Below are 18,912 nucleotides of genomic sequence, written 5' to 3' on the forward strand. Positions count from 1 at the left end.
AGAGGATGTTTTAAAAGGGTCTTTTGCTTTCAAAATTAGCAGAGCTAAGTATCTCAGTACATGGCTAAAACCTTGATTTGTCGCCAGAGTTGACCTAAGTAAGAACGGCAGAATTATACCTTCTAGGACTTTTAAAACATCCTCTCAGAGATGAATGGCACGCTTATAAAGCGCGACTGGCAGTGGCAGAAACTCGTGCAGCAAACTTGGGGGTAACGGTGGTGCTATGTTGTTTAGACCAACGACCAAAGTACTTACCTAAAGAAGCCATTTCTTGCATTAAGTCTTGAAATCCTTCCAGTGTTAAAGATTGAGGGCCATCTGAAAGAGCCTTGGCTGGGTTAGGGTGAACTTCAATCATCAAGGAATCTGCGCCAGCTGCGATCGCTGCCAAGGTCATAGGTTGGACAAACTCTGATTTCCCGGTGGCATGGCTAGGGTCAATCATAATTGGTAAGTGAGTCAAAGTCCGCAAGACAGGGATTGCAGATATATCAAGAGTATTCCGTGTATACTGCCGATCAAAGGTGCGAATTCCTCGCTCACACAAAATTACATTGGGATTGCCTGCTGCCAAAATATATTCAGCTGACATCAACCAATCTTCAATTGTGGCTGACAGTCCCCGCTTCAATAACACTGCTTTACCAGTAGCGCCGACTTTTTTCAGTAGGGAGAAATTCTGCATATTGCGGGCACCAATTTGAATCACATCTGCTACTTCAACAATCTTGTCTAAATCAGCTGCATCCATGACTTCTGTGATGATACCCAAACCAGTAGCTTCACGAGCTTTTGCTAACAAACCTAATGCACTCTCGCCATGTCCTTGGAATGCATAAGGTGAAGTCCGAGGTTTGTATGCCCCACCTCGTAGAAACTGTGCCCCTGCTGCTTTTACTATCTGTGCTGTTTCAACAATCATTTCCTCGTTTTCAACAGAACATGGCCCTGCAACTACAACTAAAGGATGAGTTTGTCCAAAGGTAATAGATCCATTAGGTGTGGATACAACCACTTCACTATGTTCTCCATAGCGGAATTCTAAAGAAGCACGTTTGAACGGTTTTTTTACTCGGATAACTTGCTCAATAAAAGGGCTGATGTTTTGAATTTGTCTCGTGTCAATTTCTGCTGTTTCACCAACCAAGCCAATTACTACTTTATGTTGACCTTGGCATACTTCTGGCGTGATTTCGCGACGACGAATTTCTTCAATAACACGCTCAATTTCTACTGATGGTGTGCCTAATTTCATGACGATAATCATTGGCTTTAAGTCTCCTAAAAGTATTGCAAATATTTCTTTGGTTCTAGTCTCTAAATTTTAAAATGTTGTTTGTTGTTTATTTAACCCTCAAATAACTATCAGTTCAATTTTTGAAACTTATGCAAACTTCTATAAGTTTTTTATTTACAATTTCTCGAAATAATTATCTTATAGAGTCTCTGGCTTTGCCTGTTGATTATCAAAGTTTTCTCCGTAGAAAATTTTCGATTCTACGACTGGGTTTTGAAATTTATCTGGTCTTAATTTTTGCAGCATCACCTACTAAATCAATTACTAATAGGTCTACATCTAAAAACACTAAACTTTCTATTAGTGTGCTGCTTATTTTTATATTTACCATTCTTCTCAAAAAAACACAAGCCCTAATTTATAGTTTTTTGATGATATTTTTGAAATTGACTTAAATTTATCAATTTTAAAATTGGACTTTTAATTATTGCTATTTTATTGCTTAATTCAGCTTATCTATATTATTTTTATGCAAAATTAAAACTGGATAAAATTTTTCCAGCTTAAGGATTATAAAAAATAAATTCTCAATCAGTAGGCGTATAAGTAAGTGGACACAATTATTTATAAGATGCATTTAGACTTCTCCCAAGGGGAGACGCTACGCGAACGCTCAATGCTCGATAGCTTGATTCAAAGAGGGTTGAGCGAAGTCGAAACCCGGCAATGTCAAGTTAGCTTTAATTTAGTCCATCTACTTAGCGTCTTTTAGCAGACTACTATCGAGACGCACAGGGCATAAATAAATCAATAATATAGGACTCATCTTTGATTTCTGAAAAAATTCGATATACCTCAATCTTCTGAAATACTCTTGCCTATTGCAAGAGTGCCTATTGCCTACTAAGCCAAGTGATTTCAGTAATCAAACCGGATTCCTATAGAGACAATTGTTGTATGAGAATTGTGGATTTATTGAAATTCGTAAGTCTATTATATTTAGCACTAATTTATCTAAAAGCTAGTTTTATCTAGACAATTAGACAGATTTTAAAACAGTAATCATGATACTAACATACTTCACAGATTACAGTAAAAGCTAAGTTTTCATACATTTAATTAAGTTTTGCTGGATGAATAATATAAATATACTCTTTTCCTTATAGGGTTAGTAATTAGAAATCGGCGATAAGCACTTTTGAAGTAATAAATGAGCTTTTAAAGATATTTCAAGAGCAAAATAATCATAGGTGTGTAAATTGTAAAATTACTCAGTTATCAGATAAATTCATAATCTCAAGCAAGTTTCAATCGATGATATTAAAACAATGTAGAGACATAGCAGTGCTATGTCTTTACATTGTGTATGGCTAACGCATATTTAATTTTGAAGATATCTATTGATTCTATTAGATGAAAATTAACTCAATAATTCAGTACTTAGGTAAGCTATCAGAGACTCCCCTCAATACTTCTAGTTTTGCTACTTTGTAATAAACTTAATTCTGAACGAAGTTTTGCAACTTCCAGCTTAAGTTTCTGATTAGTTCTCTGTAGTGCTTCTAATTGCACTTTGTAATTATCACATTCCGCTAGCAATTTTTGTAGTTCATCCTGTTGAAGTGGAGAAGAGAGGGGCAGATGATTACTAGTTGTTTGTTCAATATTACCAACTCCAGCCTTGGGTAAGACTAATGTCTCTACTTGATTTGTATCACTCTGCTGGCTAGCTGAAGAAGCTTTTTGTTCCTGTTCTTTTACTGTTTTAGGATTTCTATATTTTTTGATGAGATTTTTCGCAACATCTGGATCAACTACTTCGCCTGCCTTCAAAAGATTTATTGCTTCATCTCTAGCAGCTTCGGATGTACTAGGAGCGGCCAGTTTATAGAGAGCAGTAGGAGTAATACCATTAATCAAATTTCCGATAATTGGAATTTTTGACTCAAATGCTCTAGCAACGTGAATAAATTCATAGGCTGAAGTTTTTCCCATTCCGAACTCCTGGCGTAACCAAGGTAGAAACTCGCCATGTTCGGTAATTTTTTGAGCTTCTAGCAAGTTTACACCAATGCAATAAATGTCCATAGCACTTCGTTTCAACCTACGTCGTGTGTCTTCTGCTAAAATAGCTAGACGTTGTTGTTTTTCGTCTTTACTCTCAAAGTCTGATTTGTTTTTAGATACTAAAGGCTGGTCAATAATTGTCTCTGATTGGGTAGGTATTACTTTAATTTCGATAGGAAAAGCTGTTGACTCATGGTGACTAATCTTCATACAGTATATTCCTGCTAGCATTTGTATTTTTCCGAGAGATATTTTTGCCAAGCAGTGTTTTAAGCTTGTAGTTTGATGTTTAAGTGAACCTGTATTATGTAACTCAGGTCAAGTTAATAGCTTTACGCAAGTTCTTGTTATTTCTTTACAAAACTACATAATCAAGCCAATTAGTTTAGATGTGCCTAAATTTATTATTTATACTGCACAGTAATTAATTTTTCCTTTAACTGAAGCTATTTTCATCGATTTTAAGTCTTTTGAATTCCGAAGGTTTTGAATGGCATTATTCTTGGGAGTGTTGCCATAGGGTTTCTTAAAAAGGCTACCGATGCGGGTGATTTTCCCAAATGGCAGACGCTTTACATCTACTTTTGCAACTGGTACAGCGCGATCGCATTTTTATTCATAATTGAGGCATTTTGTAAAGTCGCCAAACTCCTACTTCAGTAGGGCGACAGCCTGATGAACAGATGGAGTAAATTAAGATAAGTAAAGAAAACGCTTTGAACTAAATGGCAGCTCTAAGCTTACAAGAAATTTCTACTCAGTTAGAAAGTCCGAATTTACGCGATCGCATGGTAGCCCTTGCTAATCTGCGTCATGTTTCACCTGAAGATGCAGTCCCTTTGATCAAAAAGGTACTGGATGACGAATCTTTACAACTGCGATCGATGGCAATATTTGCCCTGGGAATCAAGCAAACACCAGAATGTTATTCAATTTTGGTAAAAATTCTCGAAAATGACCCCGATTATGGTATACGTGCTGATGCCGCCGGTGCTTTAGGATATTTGGGTGATGCCAGAGCCTTTGAGGTGCTTTCACGGGCATTTTATGAAGATACTGATTGGCTAGTACGCTTTAGTGCAGCTGTTTCTCTAGGTAATATTAAAGATCCTCGCGCTCGTCAAATTCTTCTTCAAGCATTGGATAGCAAAGAAGTTGTATTGCAACAAGCTGCAATCTCTGCACTGGGAGAAATTAAAGACATCGAGTCTGTAGATCAGATCCTGCGCTTCGCTCAATCAGATGATTGGTTAGTAAGGCAACGTTTAGCAGAAGCCTTGGGAAATCTTCCCACTCCAAAGAGTGTCTCAGCTTTAAAATACTTGGAAAAAGACAATCATTTTAATGTTGCTGAGGCAGCCAGAATTGGCCTCAAGAAGCTTGAAGAAATAGGTAATCAAGCTTAATATTAAAGCCTCCTGCTAGCTTTTAATAATAATTAAGTGGGAATTTTAGCATTTTGATGCAGGGTAATTTCATTCATGAATATTGAAGAGTTTTTTCAGTTAAGTACTGGTAAATGGTTTTCTCATCGTACTAGTCAACATTTGGCTTTTAACCAATCGGAACATAGCAAGTCAGATATCATCATTGAGTCGCTAGCAGTAGATCATCCAGAAGTAATCAAGTTGTGTCAAAATTACAACATTAATCCTAGTGCTGCTTCCTGTGCTACCAAAATTACTTGGAACGGCACAATGGACAAGGATCAAACAAAACACAGTGGTTCAACTGTATTAGTTTCGGTACCTGATGCGGATAATCCGGCTCAAGGCAAGTTACTGAGAGAAATAGTTGATGCCAATAAAACTCCAGTTGCCGGACGTTATAAATTTGACAGCGATGGTGCTTTGATCCTAACTACAGAGGATGAAACGATTTTCTCAGAGGAACGCTTGTGGTTTGCTAGCCCTAATTTGCGAATGCGAGTAAATGTCCTCAAGAGTTTAGGCGGATTTAGTATCACTTCCTTCACTTCTGAGATTCGTATGGGTGGCTTTCCACCAGCTGAGAAGGCTTCTCAAGCGGCTAATTCAGTCTCTAGTTAATTTGATCGCCAAATATTCCCCCCAGAAACGGGGGGAATTAAGTAACATGGGTTAGTGTTAGGGAAAGTTTTGATTAAGCTTGTAATACCTTAAACCACTTATTCAAAACTGTGCTAATGGTTTTCTTAATCTGATGGTTACGACTCCACTTTTGGAATGCCATTTCATACTCTTCACCTTTGATTTGAAAAGTATTCCAGACATCAAGCCCTACTGGCAATCCGCAGAATAGCAAAATATACAACGACCAAGAAATTCCGCCAGCAGTTATTAAATTAACCAGTATAAAAAAGCCATTGAAAATTGCATATTTGCTTAGACGCTTCTGAAATCTTCTGATGCGGTAAGCATCAAAAGCTTTTCGTTGTTGGACTTGTCCCTGTTGTAGTATCCAATCGCGTTCTGCTAATTTTAAAGAATCAGGTGATATTTCTAACTCAGCAGCAATTTCTAATATCTGCTCATAAGAAAATTCTGTGTCTTTGTCATTAGCTTGACGAGCGATCGCTAAGTGCAGAATTTGTTGGACATCTTCTTGGCTATACGAGCGGATGCTTTGAGGTTCAAACGCCGTCATAATTCTTTCTCTTATATTACTTTTAATAGAAATTTGCTGCTCGACAAATTTTAAGCAGCTACGCCAGTACTATTTCCATTATTCTTACATTAACAAATCTAGATGCTGTCCGGCATCGAATGTATGGGATTTTTAACTTTGAGTAAAACGTGTCAATCCCTCCTCCACTTTTGGTTGTCCATAAGCATAAATATCTTGGATAACTTGCACCGTATTGAGCATTGAGTATTGAGATGTTTATTTCCTTTGTCCCCTCATCTCCTCCATACCCGATGCGCCTCAAGAGTGCTGAGTAATGAGTGCTGAGTGCTGAGTGCTGAGTGGGGAATCTCAGTTTCTGCTTGCTTAATATCTAGCAAGCCAGACCTCAAGAGTGCTGAGTAATGAGTGCTGAGTGCTGAGTGGGGAATCTCATTTCTTTACTCAGCACTGGGAACTCGGAACTCGGAACTGTTTTGCCCAATGCCCACCAATATAAAGACTCTCCAAACATCGAGATATTATCAAATGCAGCAGAGCATAATTAATAACGAAATAACAAACATAAACAAGGATGTAATTCAATGGTTGAAGAAAATGGATCGGTTCGTACCCTATCAGTTGATATTGGCGGCAGTGGCGTTAAAGCTATGGTTTTGGATATTACGGGGAATCCTGTAACCGAAAGAGCGCGTTTAGATACACCCCAACCTGCGACACCGGAGGTTGTAATTAATGCAATTGTTGTGTTAGCAGCAGCTCAAGGTGAATTTCATCGCGTTTCAGTCGGTTTTCCTGGTGTGGTGCGGTCTGGAGTCACGGAAACAGCAGTAAACTTACATCCAGATTGGATCGGATTTGATTTGGAAACAGCACTATTAAAACACTTAAACAAGCCTGTACGGGTGATTAATGATGCAGATATGCAAGGGTTGGGTGCGATCGCAGGTAAAGGTGTCGAATTGGTGATTACTCTAGGTACGGGGTTTGGTTCGGCTTTATTTATGGATGGTAAGTTAGTACCGAATATGGAAATGGGGCATCATCCGTTCCGCAAAGGAGAGACTTTTGAGCAACAGTTGGGGCGTGCAGAGTTGGAAAAAATTGGTGAGAAAAGATGGAATAGGCGTTTAGAAAAAGCGATCGCATCCTTGCAACATTTGTTCAATTATGATTACCTTTACATTGGCGGTGGTGAAGCTGTAAGAGTGAATTTACAGCTACCATTAAATGTCAAACTTATCCCCAATATCACTGGTTTATTAGGTGGTATTGCTTTGTGGCGAGATGAAAAAAGGTAAAAAGTTTTTCAATATCCACAACTGGGTATAAGCGATTTCTCTAAAGCGCTACACATACACAGTTTTAAGGTGCATCCTTTCTTAAAATTTCAAAATGATATAAAAATTAACACAGATTAGACAAGAGAATTGCACAAACATTATGTTCAGTGCCTCTGTGTAATTTTATCATGTAGTAGTCTAAACTCTAGTTCAAATTAAAGACCGTGCAACAACCAATGTTGTGCGGTTTCATTATCTTGAGGTCAAAGTGTGAGCTTTTTGATAATACGGCGAAAGAGCGAAATCACAGCGATTGCTAAAAAGTTTATAACTCCCTCTAAAGGATGACAAATTGTTTGAAATCAAGAGATGATCGTTGTGGTTAAATATTGCATTAATCAATACGTAAGAATTCAGTAGTCAGAATTCTGAATTCCGAATACTTAAAGAATCAAGATAATATTTGATGCAATATACCAATCATTCTAGATTCTTGATAAATTCTGGCTTTTGACTACTGGATGCTGAATTCTTACGGTTTGATTACTAAAATCACTTGGCTTAGTAGGTATATAGGCAATAGGCAAGAGGCAATAGGCAAAAGGATTTCAGAAGATTAAGGGATACTGAATTTTTTTCAAAAATCAAATATGAGTCCTATATTAAGTGCGATCCAAAAATAACTAGGCAAATTTCTTTGATGGCATTCCCAGATGAGCGTATAGTATGTTATTGTCTAAACCGTTGATTTAGATGGCATATCTGACAACTTAATGGCTTGATTAAAGATAAAAAAGCACAAAGCTAATGATATTAGTCTGATTAGATGGAATCGGAGGTGGGCAAATACAAGCATGATAATACAGCAGAATCCAGGAGTCAGGATTCAGAATTCAGAAGTAAAACAGTTTTTATACCTGGCTTTGCAAGTTAGCTTGTGTACTTCACTAAGTTGAAGTCTACTGTATTATCTGAAAATTAGTACACGACTTTTTTCTTGAGTCAGTATGTACTATCCCAGACAGCAACAATGTTGTTGGTTAAAAGAAATATTGGTTGAAGTAAAATAAACTACAATGACTGAAATTGGCCTGATGATGACGGGCGTGTTAACAATTAGACAAGCATCTGGGGCCAATTTGCCACAGCAGCAATTATTTCAGGTTGAAAATGACGTAAACCAGTCAAAACAGAGTCAGTTAAAAATAGCTACTCAAGTCACACCACCTGAATTCATGCAGACAGATGCGATTTTCCAATCTTCTCCCTCAGCGCCCAAACCAGAAAAAGAACACATACTTAAGAAAATCAGCAGACAGAATCAGTTTCTAATTTCTTCTAACTTAAGTGAGTCTAAAAAGTATTCTCAGTCTGAAGCTAAAGTCCGTACAAAGGCTAGAGGAAAGTTCCAGAAGTTTAGTAGCCAACCTCTCCCCACTCTTTATTTCGGGAGTTCTGGTATTGCTGTCAGAGCCTTACAACAGCTATTAGTGTCTAACGGTTATGCTGTGAGAGTGGATGGAATTTTTGGCGCACTAACAGAAACTGCTGTCAAAGCCTTTCAAAACCAGCGAAATTTAGGTGTGGATGGAGTAGTTGGTCAACGAACTTGGCGTGCGTTGACAATTTAGTAATTTGTTCATTGTCCTTAGTCTTTAGCTAATGACAAATGACGCCACGTGCCTAACTTGGGGAGGCCCCAGACGCTCGCGGACTCGCTAACGCTGCGCTATCGCCCTTAGCGTCTCCCCTTGAGAGAAGACCGCAGTGGCTCACAAATGACAAACTAACGGTACTGATGCTGCTCTAATAGCTGTTGCGCTCTTGGTTTGTAAATTAAATAGAACAAAGCCTCAAGATAACGTAACAAATCTTCTCGATTTTCCTTTGAGTTAAAGTTCCAGAAGCCATAAATCCGTGCCAATGATAACAGCTTACTAGTGTGAATTTTCCAAGTATAGGTGCTATAAACTCGGTCAATTCCTCGCTGGGAAATTTCACTCCAATAGTTAGGATTTTGTTCGCATTTTGTGATGAAGTCCACAATTTTGCTGGCTGTCTCTTCTAAATTCGTTGGGTTAATCAAAAAGCCATTCACCTTATCTTGAATAATCTCTAATGGCCCGCCAAACTGTGTGGCAAGAGTTGGCAATCCTGAAACCATCGCCTCTAAAATTGTTAAACCAAAAGCTTCAAATAAAGCTGGTTGTACAAAAATTCCTTGACAATCGGCAATGACTCGGTAAATTTCACCGGAGTCGGTTTTGGAGAGGCGTACACCCAACCAACGAATTTTACCGTGGAGATTGTACTGGTCAATTATTTGGTAGAGTTTGATAATTTCGTCGCGTTCTTCGTTGTCGCCTGATTCTTCGACGCGCAATTTACCCGCCACTAAAATTAAATTGCAATGCTCTTGTAATTCTTTACTTTGACCATAACATTCAGCTAAACCTGTGAGGTTTTTGATGTGGTCAAGACGCGCCATTGAGAAGAGAGGGCGCTTGTTAGGATCGTCGAGTTTGCCAAATATTTGTGTAGGATCTTCTAGAGTAAAGAGTATTTCTGCAAGGCGTTGGCGATCGCTCTCTACTCGGTCTTTAGTTCGGGTGTAGGGAAAGTAATTATTTTCGTTTACTCCAGGCGGTACCACATTAAATTTGGGACTAAATAATTCAATGCCATTGGTAACATGATATAACTCCGGCATGGTGAAGCACTTATAAGACTCGTACTGTCCCACACTATCCGGTGTTCCGACAATTTCTTGGTAGGTGCTACTGATCACAAAATTGGCAGCATTCATTGCAATCAAGTCTGCTGTAAATTGCAATGAAAAATGATATTTATCCTCTAATTCTTGCCAGTATAGGTTACTGAACAAGTATTTAGATTTCTCCAAAGCATGAGCAACATTGCATTGAGTAACTTTCAACCGTCGCGCCAGTAAGAATGCTATTAAATTCCCATCAGTATAGTTCCCAACTATTAAGTCAGGCGTGCCGTGAAATTCTGCCCGTAGTTCTTTTTCTGAATCAATGGCGAAAGTTTCTAGATAAGGCCAAAACTCAAACCGGGAAATCCAGTTTTGAGTCATGTTAGGATTAAATTCCCGTAAGGGCACTCGCAAAATCCAGGCATTTTCGCTACCGTGGACTTTTTCTAGCCGTTGATTACAAAGAGTGCCATCACTATTGGGAATCAAGCGGGTAAGAATAATTACTTTTGGCTCGACATTTAGTTTTTCTAAACCCGCAAGCAGGACATCTTCTTGTAGCTGCTTCTCTAGGCTTTTTGCTTGGTCAAGGACATAAACTACCTGACCGCCGGTATCGGGACGACCCAAAACGCCCTCTTGCCCAAACCAACCGTGAGCTGACACTAAGACGATTCTAAAAATCATCGGGACACGAGAAATAAATGCTTCTAGGGTCTGGGGATCGGCAGAATCAATCAATTCATCGAGAATACTTAAGGTTTCCCGGACTCGCGCTGCGGTGTTACCCCAACCCGGCTCAAAACCCATTGACTGCAATTGGAAGCGGAATTGTTCGTAGGGTTCATCTTCGGGGCGGTTATCAACAAAACCGATCGCTTTTTTAACTTGCTCCGAAAGCTGCTGCTGTGATTGAATGCGATCGTTGAGTAGCAGTTGCACACCGTTGTAGTGGTGCACCCGCAAGAAATTCAATAAGCTGTCCAGCAATTCTTTGGGGTCTTGAAAGATTTGGCTGGATAGATAGCGGTTGAGAAATTGTACCCCTTTACCAATATTTTTGGGGTCGCGGATGACTGGGGTGTAGTCATAAAACGGGCCGAAGTCCAATTCTAGCAGGTCGCCTTCGTTGGGATGATATTTGTTTACCAAGCGATCGCGCAAATCCAGCAAATCCTGCACAGTCATCGCCTCAATGCTTAAGTCTGATGTCAACCAATAAACTTCTTGGCTGGCAATCTTAGAACGGATAATGAAACAGAAGTTTGAGTCCTCCTGAATAATTTCTTGAGTATAGTAAATCAGTTTGCCTAACTCAGAGGAAATGTAAAATTCCTCTGGTTTCTGGGACTTTGAGCAATACTCACTATATACATTCAGTATGTCGTTCCGCAGCAAGTACCTCTTTTCTTGTTGGCGTAATTCACTAAGAAAGGAACGCAAATCACTTCTTTCTTCACTATCTAAGACTGCTTGAAGCAATTCAGACATGGGAACTCCAGTAGATGACGATGTTTGCATTGTTGACTTTCAAGGCGAGACAAATAAACCTCCACCTTTTGTTAGACCGTATATAAACACGAGATAACACAGATAAATATGGTTTATCTGTGTATCTACAAGTATCAACTTTTCAGATGGCACTTACAATCATGTTCTACTTTACTTAAAGTATCTATGACTCAGTATTTTTGGATCTAACTAAAGGAATACAATTTTTATTTCTTTTGATATATGTTAGAAAATAACTGCATAATATTGAACGGGGCGCAATCCATCATGCCCTCAAATGCTTTATTTAATCATAAAGACATCTAGAAAACAATATCGAGATTATGAAAGTTAAATATACCATCAATCTCAATAAAGGACTAACATTCTTTTTTGTACTCGGACTTATGTTTGTTTACCAGAATTTCACTCTTGGCGCTTGGGTGTATTTAGCACTTCATGGTACTTATGGCTTTCTGTGGCTACTAAAAGACCAGCTATTTCCAGATAAACAATGGGAGCAATTCGTTTCTATTCCACAGAGCATTTTCGGCTTTATTCTGGTGAGCTTATATTGGATAGCACCCTTTATTTTGATTAGTAGTGGCACAGTACCACCACTACCACTAGTGGCAATAGCCATTTCCTTAAACATCTTTGGTGTTTTTCTACACTTTGCTAGCGATGCCCAAAAGTACTATACCCTTAAGTATCAGAAGGGATTAATAACAGAAGGATTCTTTGCTCGTTGCCGCAACACAAATTATCTGGGAGAAATATTTATTTATACTGCCTTCGCTATGCTGACTCAACACTGGCTGCCATTCTTAATTATCGGAGGTTTTATCAGCACGGTGTTTATTCCAAATATGCTTAAGAAAGACTCTTCTTTATCTCGTTACTCTGAGTTTGATGACTACAAAAATCGCTCTGGGCTTTTATTCCCAAAACTGTTTTTGATGCCAGGTTCTAAGCAACAAGAAAAGACTGTCATTTAAAATTAGTTAGTTAGACAGCATCTGAATTCACGGCAGGAGCAGTCCAAACTCTTACTTGTTAAATTTTTTATACTATCAGGTTGCGTGGAGAAGTGCCTTGTCCTCAGACATTGCACATCTACTTATTTTCATTTATAAAGTAGATTTGCTTATATACATCAAATTCTTGATAAGATAATCTAATAAATTATTGGGTATTTGTAACCCTTGGAAATCCATGAAATCGTATACGGCAGATCCTTGCTAAAGTAATGGTTATGAATATTCACAACTACCACCCATCTTTATATAGGAATATATCAATATGAAATTATGTAGGGCGAACGATGGGACTCGAACCCACGGATGGTGGTACCACAAACCACTGCCTTAACCACTTGGCTACGCTCGCCATTCAACAATTTGAATTATAGCAATAATTTGGCAAGCGATCAAGAGTTTTTCTTCAAGGAACGGACTTAGTTGATTTAGAGTCTCCAAAATCTAACAATTACAATGAATTCTACTTGGCAAATATGAAACCATTGACCATCATCGCGTATACTGGAGCAGCAGTAGGACTCGCCGCCTTGGGTGTGACAATGGCGAAAACCAATCCCAGTCAGGTTGAATATGAAGAATATGCGGTTCAACGACTGACAAAATACTTAAAAACCGATGTATGTAAAAAAACTACGAATATTATTGAAAATTTAATCCGTTTTAACTGTGATAAGTTGGTTGACTCGGCTAACCCGCAAATCCAAGGAATTATTGCCAGGACTACAGAAAGGCAAAATTTTGTTGTTTTTAGTGTTTACCGTACAGATTTAAAAATAAATTCTTGGATACCTTCTTACAAGTTTGAAACGGTAGGAGCTTTTGATCAATTTTATACTTACACTGTTGAAGAACAATAATATAAAGGAGCAGCAGGAGAAGATAAAAGTGATTAATAATACTTGTATTCAGTAATTGATAATAGTTTCCATAATTACCAGAGTACCTATTATCCCCAGCTTCATCTTAAATAAGAATAGTAACTAAGAGTTCAGGCTTTGCCAATGTCATCTGCGTATCTGCTATTATCTCACGGAAGTCGCGACCCGCGCCCAGAAATTGCTATGCAGCACTTAGCAAGGCTGGTATGTCAGAAATTGCCAAAAAAGCCCAACTCAGTAAATAATGAACATTTGGTTGGTATAGCTGCTTTAGAAATGAGTCCTCAGCCTTTACACGAGCAGATTCAACAATTTGCTAAGAGTGCTTTTGGCGATGGCACAGTGTCTCAAAATAAGAATCACCTCAAAATTGTACCCCTATTTCTGCTGCCGGGAGTGCATGTGATGACAGATATTCCCGCCGAAGTAGCACTCGCACAACAGGCTACGGGTCAAGATATCATCATTGAATTGCAACCATATTTAGGCTCTCACTCCAATTTAGAGAAATTGCTGGCAAAGCAAATAGCTGCTATAAAAGCAGAAGCATGGATTCTCTTAGGTCATGGTAGCCGTCGTCTAGGTTCGCAAGAAACTGTGGAAGCAATGGCGGTGAGTTTGGGAGCCGTGACTGCTTATTGGGCTGGGCCTCCTAGTTTGGAATCACGGGTGAAAGAGTTGGTAACTGCTGGTTATCAGGAAATTGCAATTTTGCCATACTTTTTATTCCCTGGTGGAATAACCGATGCGATCGCCACCTCAATAGAGGAGCTAAAATTACAATTTTCTGCGGTGAATTTCCAATTGGCAGAGCCATTGGGAGCAAGTGCAGAATTAGCCGAGCTAATTTGGGATTTAACACAGATATGAACCGCACAGAAAAACAGGAGAACAAGTATTTGGGAAAGGTTTATTTAGTCGGTGCGGGGCCAGGAGATCCAGGATTAATTACCCTGAAGGCCAAAGGTTTATTAGAATGTGCAGATGTAGTGATCTATGATGCCTTGGTGAGTCCGGCAATTTTAGCAATGATTAATCCCCAAGCCGAGCAAATTAATGCTGGTAAACGGAGGGGAAAACATTCGCTGTTCCAGTCAGAAACAACTCAATTGCTGATTGATAAAGCCCAGGATCATGCAATTGTAGTGCGGCTCAAGGGTGGCGATCCCTTTATCTTTGGTCGCGGTGGTGAAGAGATGGAAGAATTAGTTCAAGCTGGAATATCAACGGAAGTTGTACCCGGTATCACTTCGGGAATTGCAGCAGCAGCTTATGCAGGTATTCCTTTGACGCATCGGCTGTATAGTTCGTCAGTGACATTTGTAACTGGTCATGAAGCGGCGGGTAAGTATAGACCGCAAGTAAATTGGAGTGCGATCGCTCACGGTTCCGAAACCATTGTAATTTACATGGGAATTCACAATTTGCCTTATATTGTGGAAGAATTAATTGCAGCTGGGTTGAATTTAGAAACGCCGATTGCTTTGGTGCGCTGGGGTACGCGTCCAGAACAAGAAGAATTAATTGGGACATTAGAAACAATAGTCACACAGGTAGAGGAAACTGGATTTGGTGCGCCTGCGATCGCAGTTATTGGACAAGTAGTAAATATGCACAGTATTTTATCTCATTGTCGTCCAGTTTGATGCTTGGTTTGAAGGTTGTCCAACATCAAACTAAGATTGACAGCACATTCCCAAAAACAATGATTTTCCTATAGACTGCAAATAGTCGCAAAATGGTGATTATTCAGCGTAAAATTACTGTTGATATATACTATGGTTACTAGCAGTAAGTCTTTTGTTTGGAGGATTTGGGTATGACTTCCATATCAAATGAAAAAGCAAGAATTATCCGCACCGAACGAGGGCTGACGATCGCTGGAACACGCATCACGATTTACGATGTTATGGATCATCTCAAAGCAGGATGGTCATCCAAGCTAATCCCGAACTGGCTGCCTTTGACGGAAGAACAACTCGACGCTGCACTCTCCTACATTGACACTAATCGTACTGAAGTGGAAACAGAGTATCAAACTATTCTACAGGAAGCCCAAGAGATACGAGAATATTGGGAAGACAAAAATCGCCATCGGCTGGCAGAAATTGCAAAGATGCCGCCAAAACCAGGACAAGAAGAAATTTCTACTAAACTCCAAGCCTGGAAAGCAAAGCTTGGACTCACTGCATGATTGTATTGGTTGACTATAACCTGAAGGGCTACGTCGTTCTTCTACAAGGAACCTTAGCTGCTGAGGGTTGGCTCGACTTTTTGTCAATTCGCTTTGTAATGTTAGAAGAGGCTGGATTAGCCATTGATAGCAACGATCGAGTCATCTGGCAGTTCGCACAAGCTAACCAAATGCTTTTGTTAACCGCAAATCGAAATGCAAAAGGCAAAAATTCACTGGAGCAAACAATTCGTGAAGAGGGTACACCAACATCGCTACCTGTAATCACAATTGGAAGTCTTGAGCGACTCATCGAACGAGAGTATCGAGAGCAATGTATTGCCCGTCTTGCTGACATTGTGCTGTACATTGAGAACTACTTGGGCGTGAGTCGGCTTTTCATTCCCTAAAGGCTATCCGTTAATTGCAATACAGTTCAGATAGAAGAAACTGGATTTAGTGCGCCTGCGATCGCAGTTATTGAACAAGTAGTAAATATGCACAGTATTTTATCTGGCTGTCGTCCAGTTTGATAGTTGGCGCAAAGCTTATTGTTTGGTATTTTCCGATAACCCTAAGACTTCTTGGCATTTGTCGGGAAAAGGGAAAGGGGGAAAGGGGAAAGGTTCTGTATTGTCCCCTTTCCCTTTAACCTTTACCCTTTTCCCCCTCTTGCAAAAAGCACAAATGCCAAGAGGTCTCTAGTGTATGATCAATAAGGTTGTTCGGTTCTGGTGGGAGTCAGCTACCAGAGGTAACGGGGAAAGTTCGGTGCAAATCCGGCGCTGTCCCGCAACTGTGAACCAATTTGAGATTAAATAAAATCTCAAGTTGAGTAAGTCAGGATGCCCGCCGAAATCGATTTATTAGTTTCACATATCTGCGAGGTACAGATGACTACGACTGTAAATATTTCCCCAACTAATCCCTTGGATGTTGCTGAACATACTTTATTTGTTTGCAAAACCTGTGCCAGCGTTTGGCAAAATGGAAAACGCTTAGGTGAAAGTGGTGGTGAAAAACTTTTACACCAACTTCAGCAGCTGGCACAAGATTGGGAGTTACGAGATCAATTTCCGATTCAGGAAGTTGAATGTATGAGTGCTTGTAATCGTTCTTGTGTAGTCGCCTTTGCTGGCAAAGGCAAATTAACATATTTATTTGGCGATTTAGCTGTTGATGGGAGTGCCTCTGCTGTGCTGGAATGTGCTAGTCAATATTATGCTAAAGCAGATGGTTTACTGCCTTGGTCAGAGCGTCCAGAAGCGATGAAGAAGGGCATTTTAGCAAAGATTCCACCTTTATGAAGAAGAACTCAGAAGTCAGGAGTCAGGAGTCAGAATTCAGTAAAGTTTTCTGTACGAATAGCTGATAGAGCAAAGCAAAGCGAGTCCGCGAGAGAGTAAGTATAGATTAAAACCTCTTTCCCCGTGGGCAAAAAGAAATTCAAATATTCTTCCTTAAACCTATCCCTTTATGGGTAGAGTATTCTGAATCCTGAATTCTGAATTCTGACTCCTTTTTAATGAATGCGCGTTTTGATTTTGGGTGGGACGGGTGATGCAGTAGAACTAGCTGCCAAAGTTACGACTATTCAAGGGTTAGAAGTAATCACCTCTCTAGCTGGCCGCACCCGCGAACCATCAGTTCCGTTAGGCGATTTGCGGGTTGGAGGCTTCGGGGGTGCGCCTGGATTGGCTAGCTATCTGCGAGTCATGCAAATCGACTTATTAATTGATGCAACCCATCCTTTTGCTAGTCAGATTTCCTTCAATGCGGCAGATGCAGCAACGGAAGTTGGAGTACCCCATTTGATGTTAATCCGTCCGCCTTGGGAAAAAGAAAGTGACGATCGCTGGATTGAAGTTGACAGCGTTAAAGCCGCAGCAACCGCGCTAGAAAATCAGTCACAGCGAGTGTTTTTGACAGTTGGTAGGCAAGAACTTGCCGCTTTTGCTCACCTAGAGAAAATTTGGTTTTTGATGCGGATGATTGACCCTCCTACCGAGGATGCTTTAGTACCGCCAGGAGTGGTATTGTGCGATCGCGGGCCTTTTACCCTCAATAATGAGAGACAAATTCTGATTGAAAATAACATTGATACCATCGTCAGTAAAAATAGCGGTGGTAATGCCACAAAACCCAAGATCATTGCCGCGCGAGAACTGGGCGTAAAGGTTGTGATGGTAAATCGTCCACCTGTACCGCCAGGGAAGCAGGTTAGTAATGTTGATGCTGCTTTGGCTTGGTTATTAGATCGCTGCGAAGGAAATAGCCAAGATTGATAATACTATCTCTCCTAATTTCCGTATAATACACGGGAAACCTCTACAAGATTTGCGATCGCAGCAACGACTTCCATGAAAAATCTAGCTCTATCTGCCATAGCCCTCGTCACCACATCTGGATTAGTATTCGGGACAATGCCAGCTGCTTCTGCTTTAAGTTGGAACTGGAATTATTCTGGTACTGGCATAGCGGCGAATGGTACTTTCACCACTAATGACACCCCAAACGATTTGGGTTTTTACCTGATTACTGGAATTACTGGTACACGAAATGGTGAAACAATTACTGGTTTGCAACCCGCCGAGACTCCGATACCAGGAAACGAACCTTTTAATATTGATAATTTAATTAGTCTTAATAATCAGCAGTTAACAGGTGATGGTTTTGGGTATTCCACTTCGGAAGGAAACTATTCTAGTCCATTTTTCGCGAGTTTTTTGCCGACACCAGGTTATTTAGAGGTATTTTCTGCGCCGCCAATCATACCAGGTTTTGAAAATTTGGGATTGGAAGATAGTGAGTTACCTATTAGTTTTTCTGCAACCATAGTCACTGTCTCTGAACCTACTTCTATCCTTAGCCTACTCATTCTTAGTACTCTTGTTGGCGCACCTTCATTACTCAAACGCCACGATCTATCCAAATTTACTCAGAAGAAGCTCGAAAAAGTTTCCTAAAACCATCAAAATTCAAAATTATACCCTTACAAGTAAGCAAGCTACGCGTAGCGTCTTGTAGAAAAGAGAGTTGCAGATGGGAATTTAAAGCCTGATGGTAACTTGCTTTTTGTAGGGAAACTTTAGTTAAATACAGTTTTGCGTAAAAGCGTAGCGTTTTTAATACAAGTCGCCGCATTAACAATACAAGCCACCGCATTAACAATACAAGTCACCGCATTAACAATACAAGTCGCCGCATTAACAATACAAGTCACCGCATTAACAATACAAGCCACCGCATTAACAATACAAGCCGATGCATTAACAATACAAGCCGATGCATTAACAATACAAGCCGATGCATTAACAATGCAAGCCGATGCATTAACAATGCAAGCCGATGTATTGACATTGTAGGGTATTGCCAAATTTAATTCGCTATGAATTAATGAGATGCTGTACTAAATATTGA

The 18,912-nt window shown here is 39.8% G+C and carries 18 protein-coding genes, 1 tRNA gene, 1 pseudogene and 1 riboswitch; of the genes and pseudogenes, 15 read left to right on the plus strand and 5 right to left on the minus strand.

From position 1 onward, the window contains the following. Window positions 1-163: 163 nt before the first annotated feature. Entirely contained in the window at window positions 164-1,270 is a 1,107-nt protein-coding gene (gene aroF, locus RMX98_RS09460) for a 3-deoxy-7-phosphoheptulonate synthase (protein ID WP_322681310.1), read from the minus strand. 1,422 nt (window positions 1,271-2,692) lie between these two features. After that, complete coding sequence (locus tag RMX98_RS09465; RefSeq protein WP_322681311.1) at window positions 2,693-3,568, minus strand: DUF3102 domain-containing protein; 876 nt, start codon at window positions 3,566-3,568, stop codon at window positions 2,693-2,695. 464 nt (window positions 3,569-4,032) lie between these two features. Between RMX98_RS09465 and RMX98_RS09470 the strand changes: the two genes are divergently transcribed. Continuing rightward, on the plus strand, window positions 4,033-4,713 hold the full coding sequence (locus RMX98_RS09470) for a HEAT repeat domain-containing protein (RefSeq protein WP_322681312.1): 681 nt from the start codon (window positions 4,033-4,035) through the stop codon (window positions 4,711-4,713). 75 nt (window positions 4,714-4,788) lie between these two features. Continuing rightward, window positions 4,789-5,355 carry a phycobiliprotein lyase gene (locus RMX98_RS09475; protein ID WP_322681313.1) on the plus strand — a complete coding sequence of 189 codons (567 nt, stop codon included), beginning with the start codon at window positions 4,789-4,791 and terminating at the stop codon, window positions 5,353-5,355. A 73-nt stretch (window positions 5,356-5,428) separates the two neighbouring features. Here the strand turns inward: RMX98_RS09475 and RMX98_RS09480 are convergent, their stop codons facing one another. After that, entirely contained in the window at window positions 5,429-5,932 is a 504-nt protein-coding gene (locus tag RMX98_RS09480) for a 2TM domain-containing protein (RefSeq protein WP_322681314.1), read from the minus strand. A gap of 563 nt (window positions 5,933-6,495) precedes the next feature. Between RMX98_RS09480 and RMX98_RS09485 the strand changes: the two genes are divergently transcribed. Both RMX98_RS09485 and RMX98_RS09490 read left to right on the plus strand, forming a co-directional pair. Beyond that, the gene (locus tag RMX98_RS09485) at window positions 6,496-7,212 is read left to right on the plus strand and encodes an ROK family protein (RefSeq protein WP_322681315.1); all 717 of its coding nucleotides are present in this window, start codon (window positions 6,496-6,498) and stop codon (window positions 7,210-7,212) included. Between the two features lie 1,058 nt (window positions 7,213-8,270). Beyond that, window positions 8,271-8,825, plus strand: coding sequence for a peptidoglycan-binding domain-containing protein (locus RMX98_RS09490; RefSeq protein ID WP_322681316.1), 555 nt, complete (start codon window positions 8,271-8,273; stop codon window positions 8,823-8,825). A 155-nt stretch (window positions 8,826-8,980) separates the two neighbouring features. On the opposite strand, the gene RMX98_RS09495 is transcribed toward RMX98_RS09490, so the two are convergent. Next, on the minus strand, window positions 8,981-11,401 hold the full coding sequence (locus tag RMX98_RS09495) for a sucrose synthase (RefSeq protein ID WP_322681485.1): 2,421 nt from the start codon (window positions 11,399-11,401) through the stop codon (window positions 8,981-8,983). A 344-nt stretch (window positions 11,402-11,745) separates the two neighbouring features. On the opposite strand from RMX98_RS09495, the gene RMX98_RS09500 reads away from it, so the two are divergent. Continuing rightward, window positions 11,746-12,399, plus strand: a complete 654-nt coding sequence (locus tag RMX98_RS09500; RefSeq protein WP_322681317.1) for a methyltransferase family protein — start codon at window positions 11,746-11,748, stop codon at window positions 12,397-12,399. Between the two features lie 318 nt (window positions 12,400-12,717). Here the strand turns inward: RMX98_RS09500 and RMX98_RS09505 are convergent. After that, window positions 12,718-12,790, minus strand: a tRNA-His gene (locus tag RMX98_RS09505). A gap of 124 nt (window positions 12,791-12,914) precedes the next feature. On the opposite strand from RMX98_RS09505, the gene RMX98_RS09510 reads away from it, so the two are divergent. The 10 genes and pseudogenes from RMX98_RS09510 (at window position 12,915) to RMX98_RS09555 (ending at window position 18,857) form a co-directional block, all read left to right on the plus strand. Beyond that, entirely contained in the window at window positions 12,915-13,298 is a 384-nt protein-coding gene (locus RMX98_RS09510) for a DUF4359 domain-containing protein (RefSeq protein WP_322681318.1), read from the plus strand. A 144-nt stretch (window positions 13,299-13,442) separates the two neighbouring features. Next, window positions 13,443-14,189, plus strand: a complete 747-nt coding sequence (locus tag RMX98_RS09515; RefSeq protein WP_322681319.1) for a sirohydrochlorin chelatase — start codon at window positions 13,443-13,445, stop codon at window positions 14,187-14,189. After that, entirely contained in the window at window positions 14,186-14,965 is a 780-nt protein-coding gene (cobA, locus tag RMX98_RS09520; RefSeq protein WP_322681320.1) for a uroporphyrinogen-III C-methyltransferase, read from the plus strand. Before RMX98_RS09515 ends, cobA begins: the two co-directional genes overlap by 4 nt. A 173-nt stretch (window positions 14,966-15,138) precedes the next feature. Next, a complete protein-coding gene (locus RMX98_RS09525) occupies window positions 15,139-15,513 on the plus strand; it encodes a DUF433 domain-containing protein (protein ID WP_322681321.1) in 375 nt (124 codons plus the stop codon). Next, the gene (locus RMX98_RS09530; RefSeq protein ID WP_322681322.1) at window positions 15,510-15,902 is read left to right on the plus strand and encodes an ACP S-malonyltransferase; all 393 of its coding nucleotides are present in this window, start codon (window positions 15,510-15,512) and stop codon (window positions 15,900-15,902) included. Before RMX98_RS09525 ends, RMX98_RS09530 begins: the two co-directional genes overlap by 4 nt. A 27-nt stretch (window positions 15,903-15,929) precedes the next feature. Then, a pseudogene (locus RMX98_RS09535) lies at window positions 15,930-16,025 on the plus strand (uroporphyrin-III C-methyltransferase); the annotation flags it as partial. A 176-nt stretch (window positions 16,026-16,201) separates the two neighbouring features. Beyond that, window positions 16,202-16,364, plus strand: a riboswitch (cobalamin riboswitch). A 21-nt stretch (window positions 16,365-16,385) separates the two neighbouring features. Beyond that, window positions 16,386-16,799 (plus strand): DUF1636 family protein, encoded by a 414-nt coding sequence (locus RMX98_RS09540; RefSeq protein WP_322681486.1) that lies wholly within the window; start codon window positions 16,386-16,388, stop codon window positions 16,797-16,799. Between the two features lie 222 nt (window positions 16,800-17,021). Further along, window positions 17,022-17,777 (plus strand): cobalt-precorrin-6A reductase, encoded by a 756-nt coding sequence (locus RMX98_RS09545; RefSeq protein WP_322681323.1) that lies wholly within the window; start codon window positions 17,022-17,024, stop codon window positions 17,775-17,777. A gap of 75 nt (window positions 17,778-17,852) precedes the next feature. Then, window positions 17,853-18,458 carry a PEP-CTERM sorting domain-containing protein gene (locus RMX98_RS09550; RefSeq protein WP_322681324.1) on the plus strand — a complete coding sequence of 202 codons (606 nt, stop codon included), beginning with the start codon at window positions 17,853-17,855 and terminating at the stop codon, window positions 18,456-18,458. Between the two features lie 138 nt (window positions 18,459-18,596). Continuing rightward, a complete protein-coding gene (locus tag RMX98_RS09555; protein WP_409880821.1) occupies window positions 18,597-18,857 on the plus strand; it encodes a hypothetical protein in 261 nt (86 codons plus the stop codon). Window positions 18,858-18,912: the final 55 nt, after the last annotated feature.

It is taken from the genome of Nostoc sp. DedQUE02 (genome assembly GCF_034531035.1).
In the GTDB taxonomy this organism is placed as follows: Bacteria; Cyanobacteriota; Cyanobacteriia; order Cyanobacteriales; family Nostocaceae; genus Nostoc.

Coding starts and splice junctions, on each gene's coding strand:
- cobA (WP_322681320.1), top strand. CDS start 14,186: ATGAACCGCACAGAAAAACAGGAGAACAAGTATTTGGGAAAGGTTTAT.
- RMX98_RS09480 (WP_322681314.1), bottom strand. CDS start 5,932: ATGACGGCGTTTGAACCTCAAAGCATCCGCTCGTATAGCCAAGAAGAT.
- RMX98_RS09525 (WP_322681321.1), top strand. CDS start 15,139: ATGACTTCCATATCAAATGAAAAAGCAAGAATTATCCGCACCGAACGA.
- RMX98_RS09545 (WP_322681323.1), top strand. CDS start 17,022: ATGCGCGTTTTGATTTTGGGTGGGACGGGTGATGCAGTAGAACTAGCT.
- RMX98_RS09530 (WP_322681322.1), top strand. CDS start 15,510: ATGATTGTATTGGTTGACTATAACCTGAAGGGCTACGTCGTTCTTCTA.
- RMX98_RS09490 (WP_322681316.1), top strand. CDS start 8,271: ATGACTGAAATTGGCCTGATGATGACGGGCGTGTTAACAATTAGACAA.
- RMX98_RS09475 (WP_322681313.1), top strand. CDS start 4,789: ATGAATATTGAAGAGTTTTTTCAGTTAAGTACTGGTAAATGGTTTTCT.
- RMX98_RS09495 (WP_322681485.1), bottom strand. CDS start 11,401: ATGTCTGAATTGCTTCAAGCAGTCTTAGATAGTGAAGAAAGAAGTGAT.
- RMX98_RS09515 (WP_322681319.1), top strand. CDS start 13,443: ATGTCATCTGCGTATCTGCTATTATCTCACGGAAGTCGCGACCCGCGC.
- RMX98_RS09550 (WP_322681324.1), top strand. CDS start 17,853: ATGAAAAATCTAGCTCTATCTGCCATAGCCCTCGTCACCACATCTGGA.
- aroF (WP_322681310.1), bottom strand. CDS start 1,270: ATGATTATCGTCATGAAATTAGGCACACCATCAGTAGAAATTGAGCGT.
- RMX98_RS09500 (WP_322681317.1), top strand. CDS start 11,746: ATGAAAGTTAAATATACCATCAATCTCAATAAAGGACTAACATTCTTT.
- RMX98_RS09540 (WP_322681486.1), top strand. CDS start 16,386: ATGACTACGACTGTAAATATTTCCCCAACTAATCCCTTGGATGTTGCT.
- RMX98_RS09485 (WP_322681315.1), top strand. CDS start 6,496: ATGGTTGAAGAAAATGGATCGGTTCGTACCCTATCAGTTGATATTGGC.
- RMX98_RS09510 (WP_322681318.1), top strand. CDS start 12,915: ATGAAACCATTGACCATCATCGCGTATACTGGAGCAGCAGTAGGACTC.
- RMX98_RS09470 (WP_322681312.1), top strand. CDS start 4,033: ATGGCAGCTCTAAGCTTACAAGAAATTTCTACTCAGTTAGAAAGTCCG.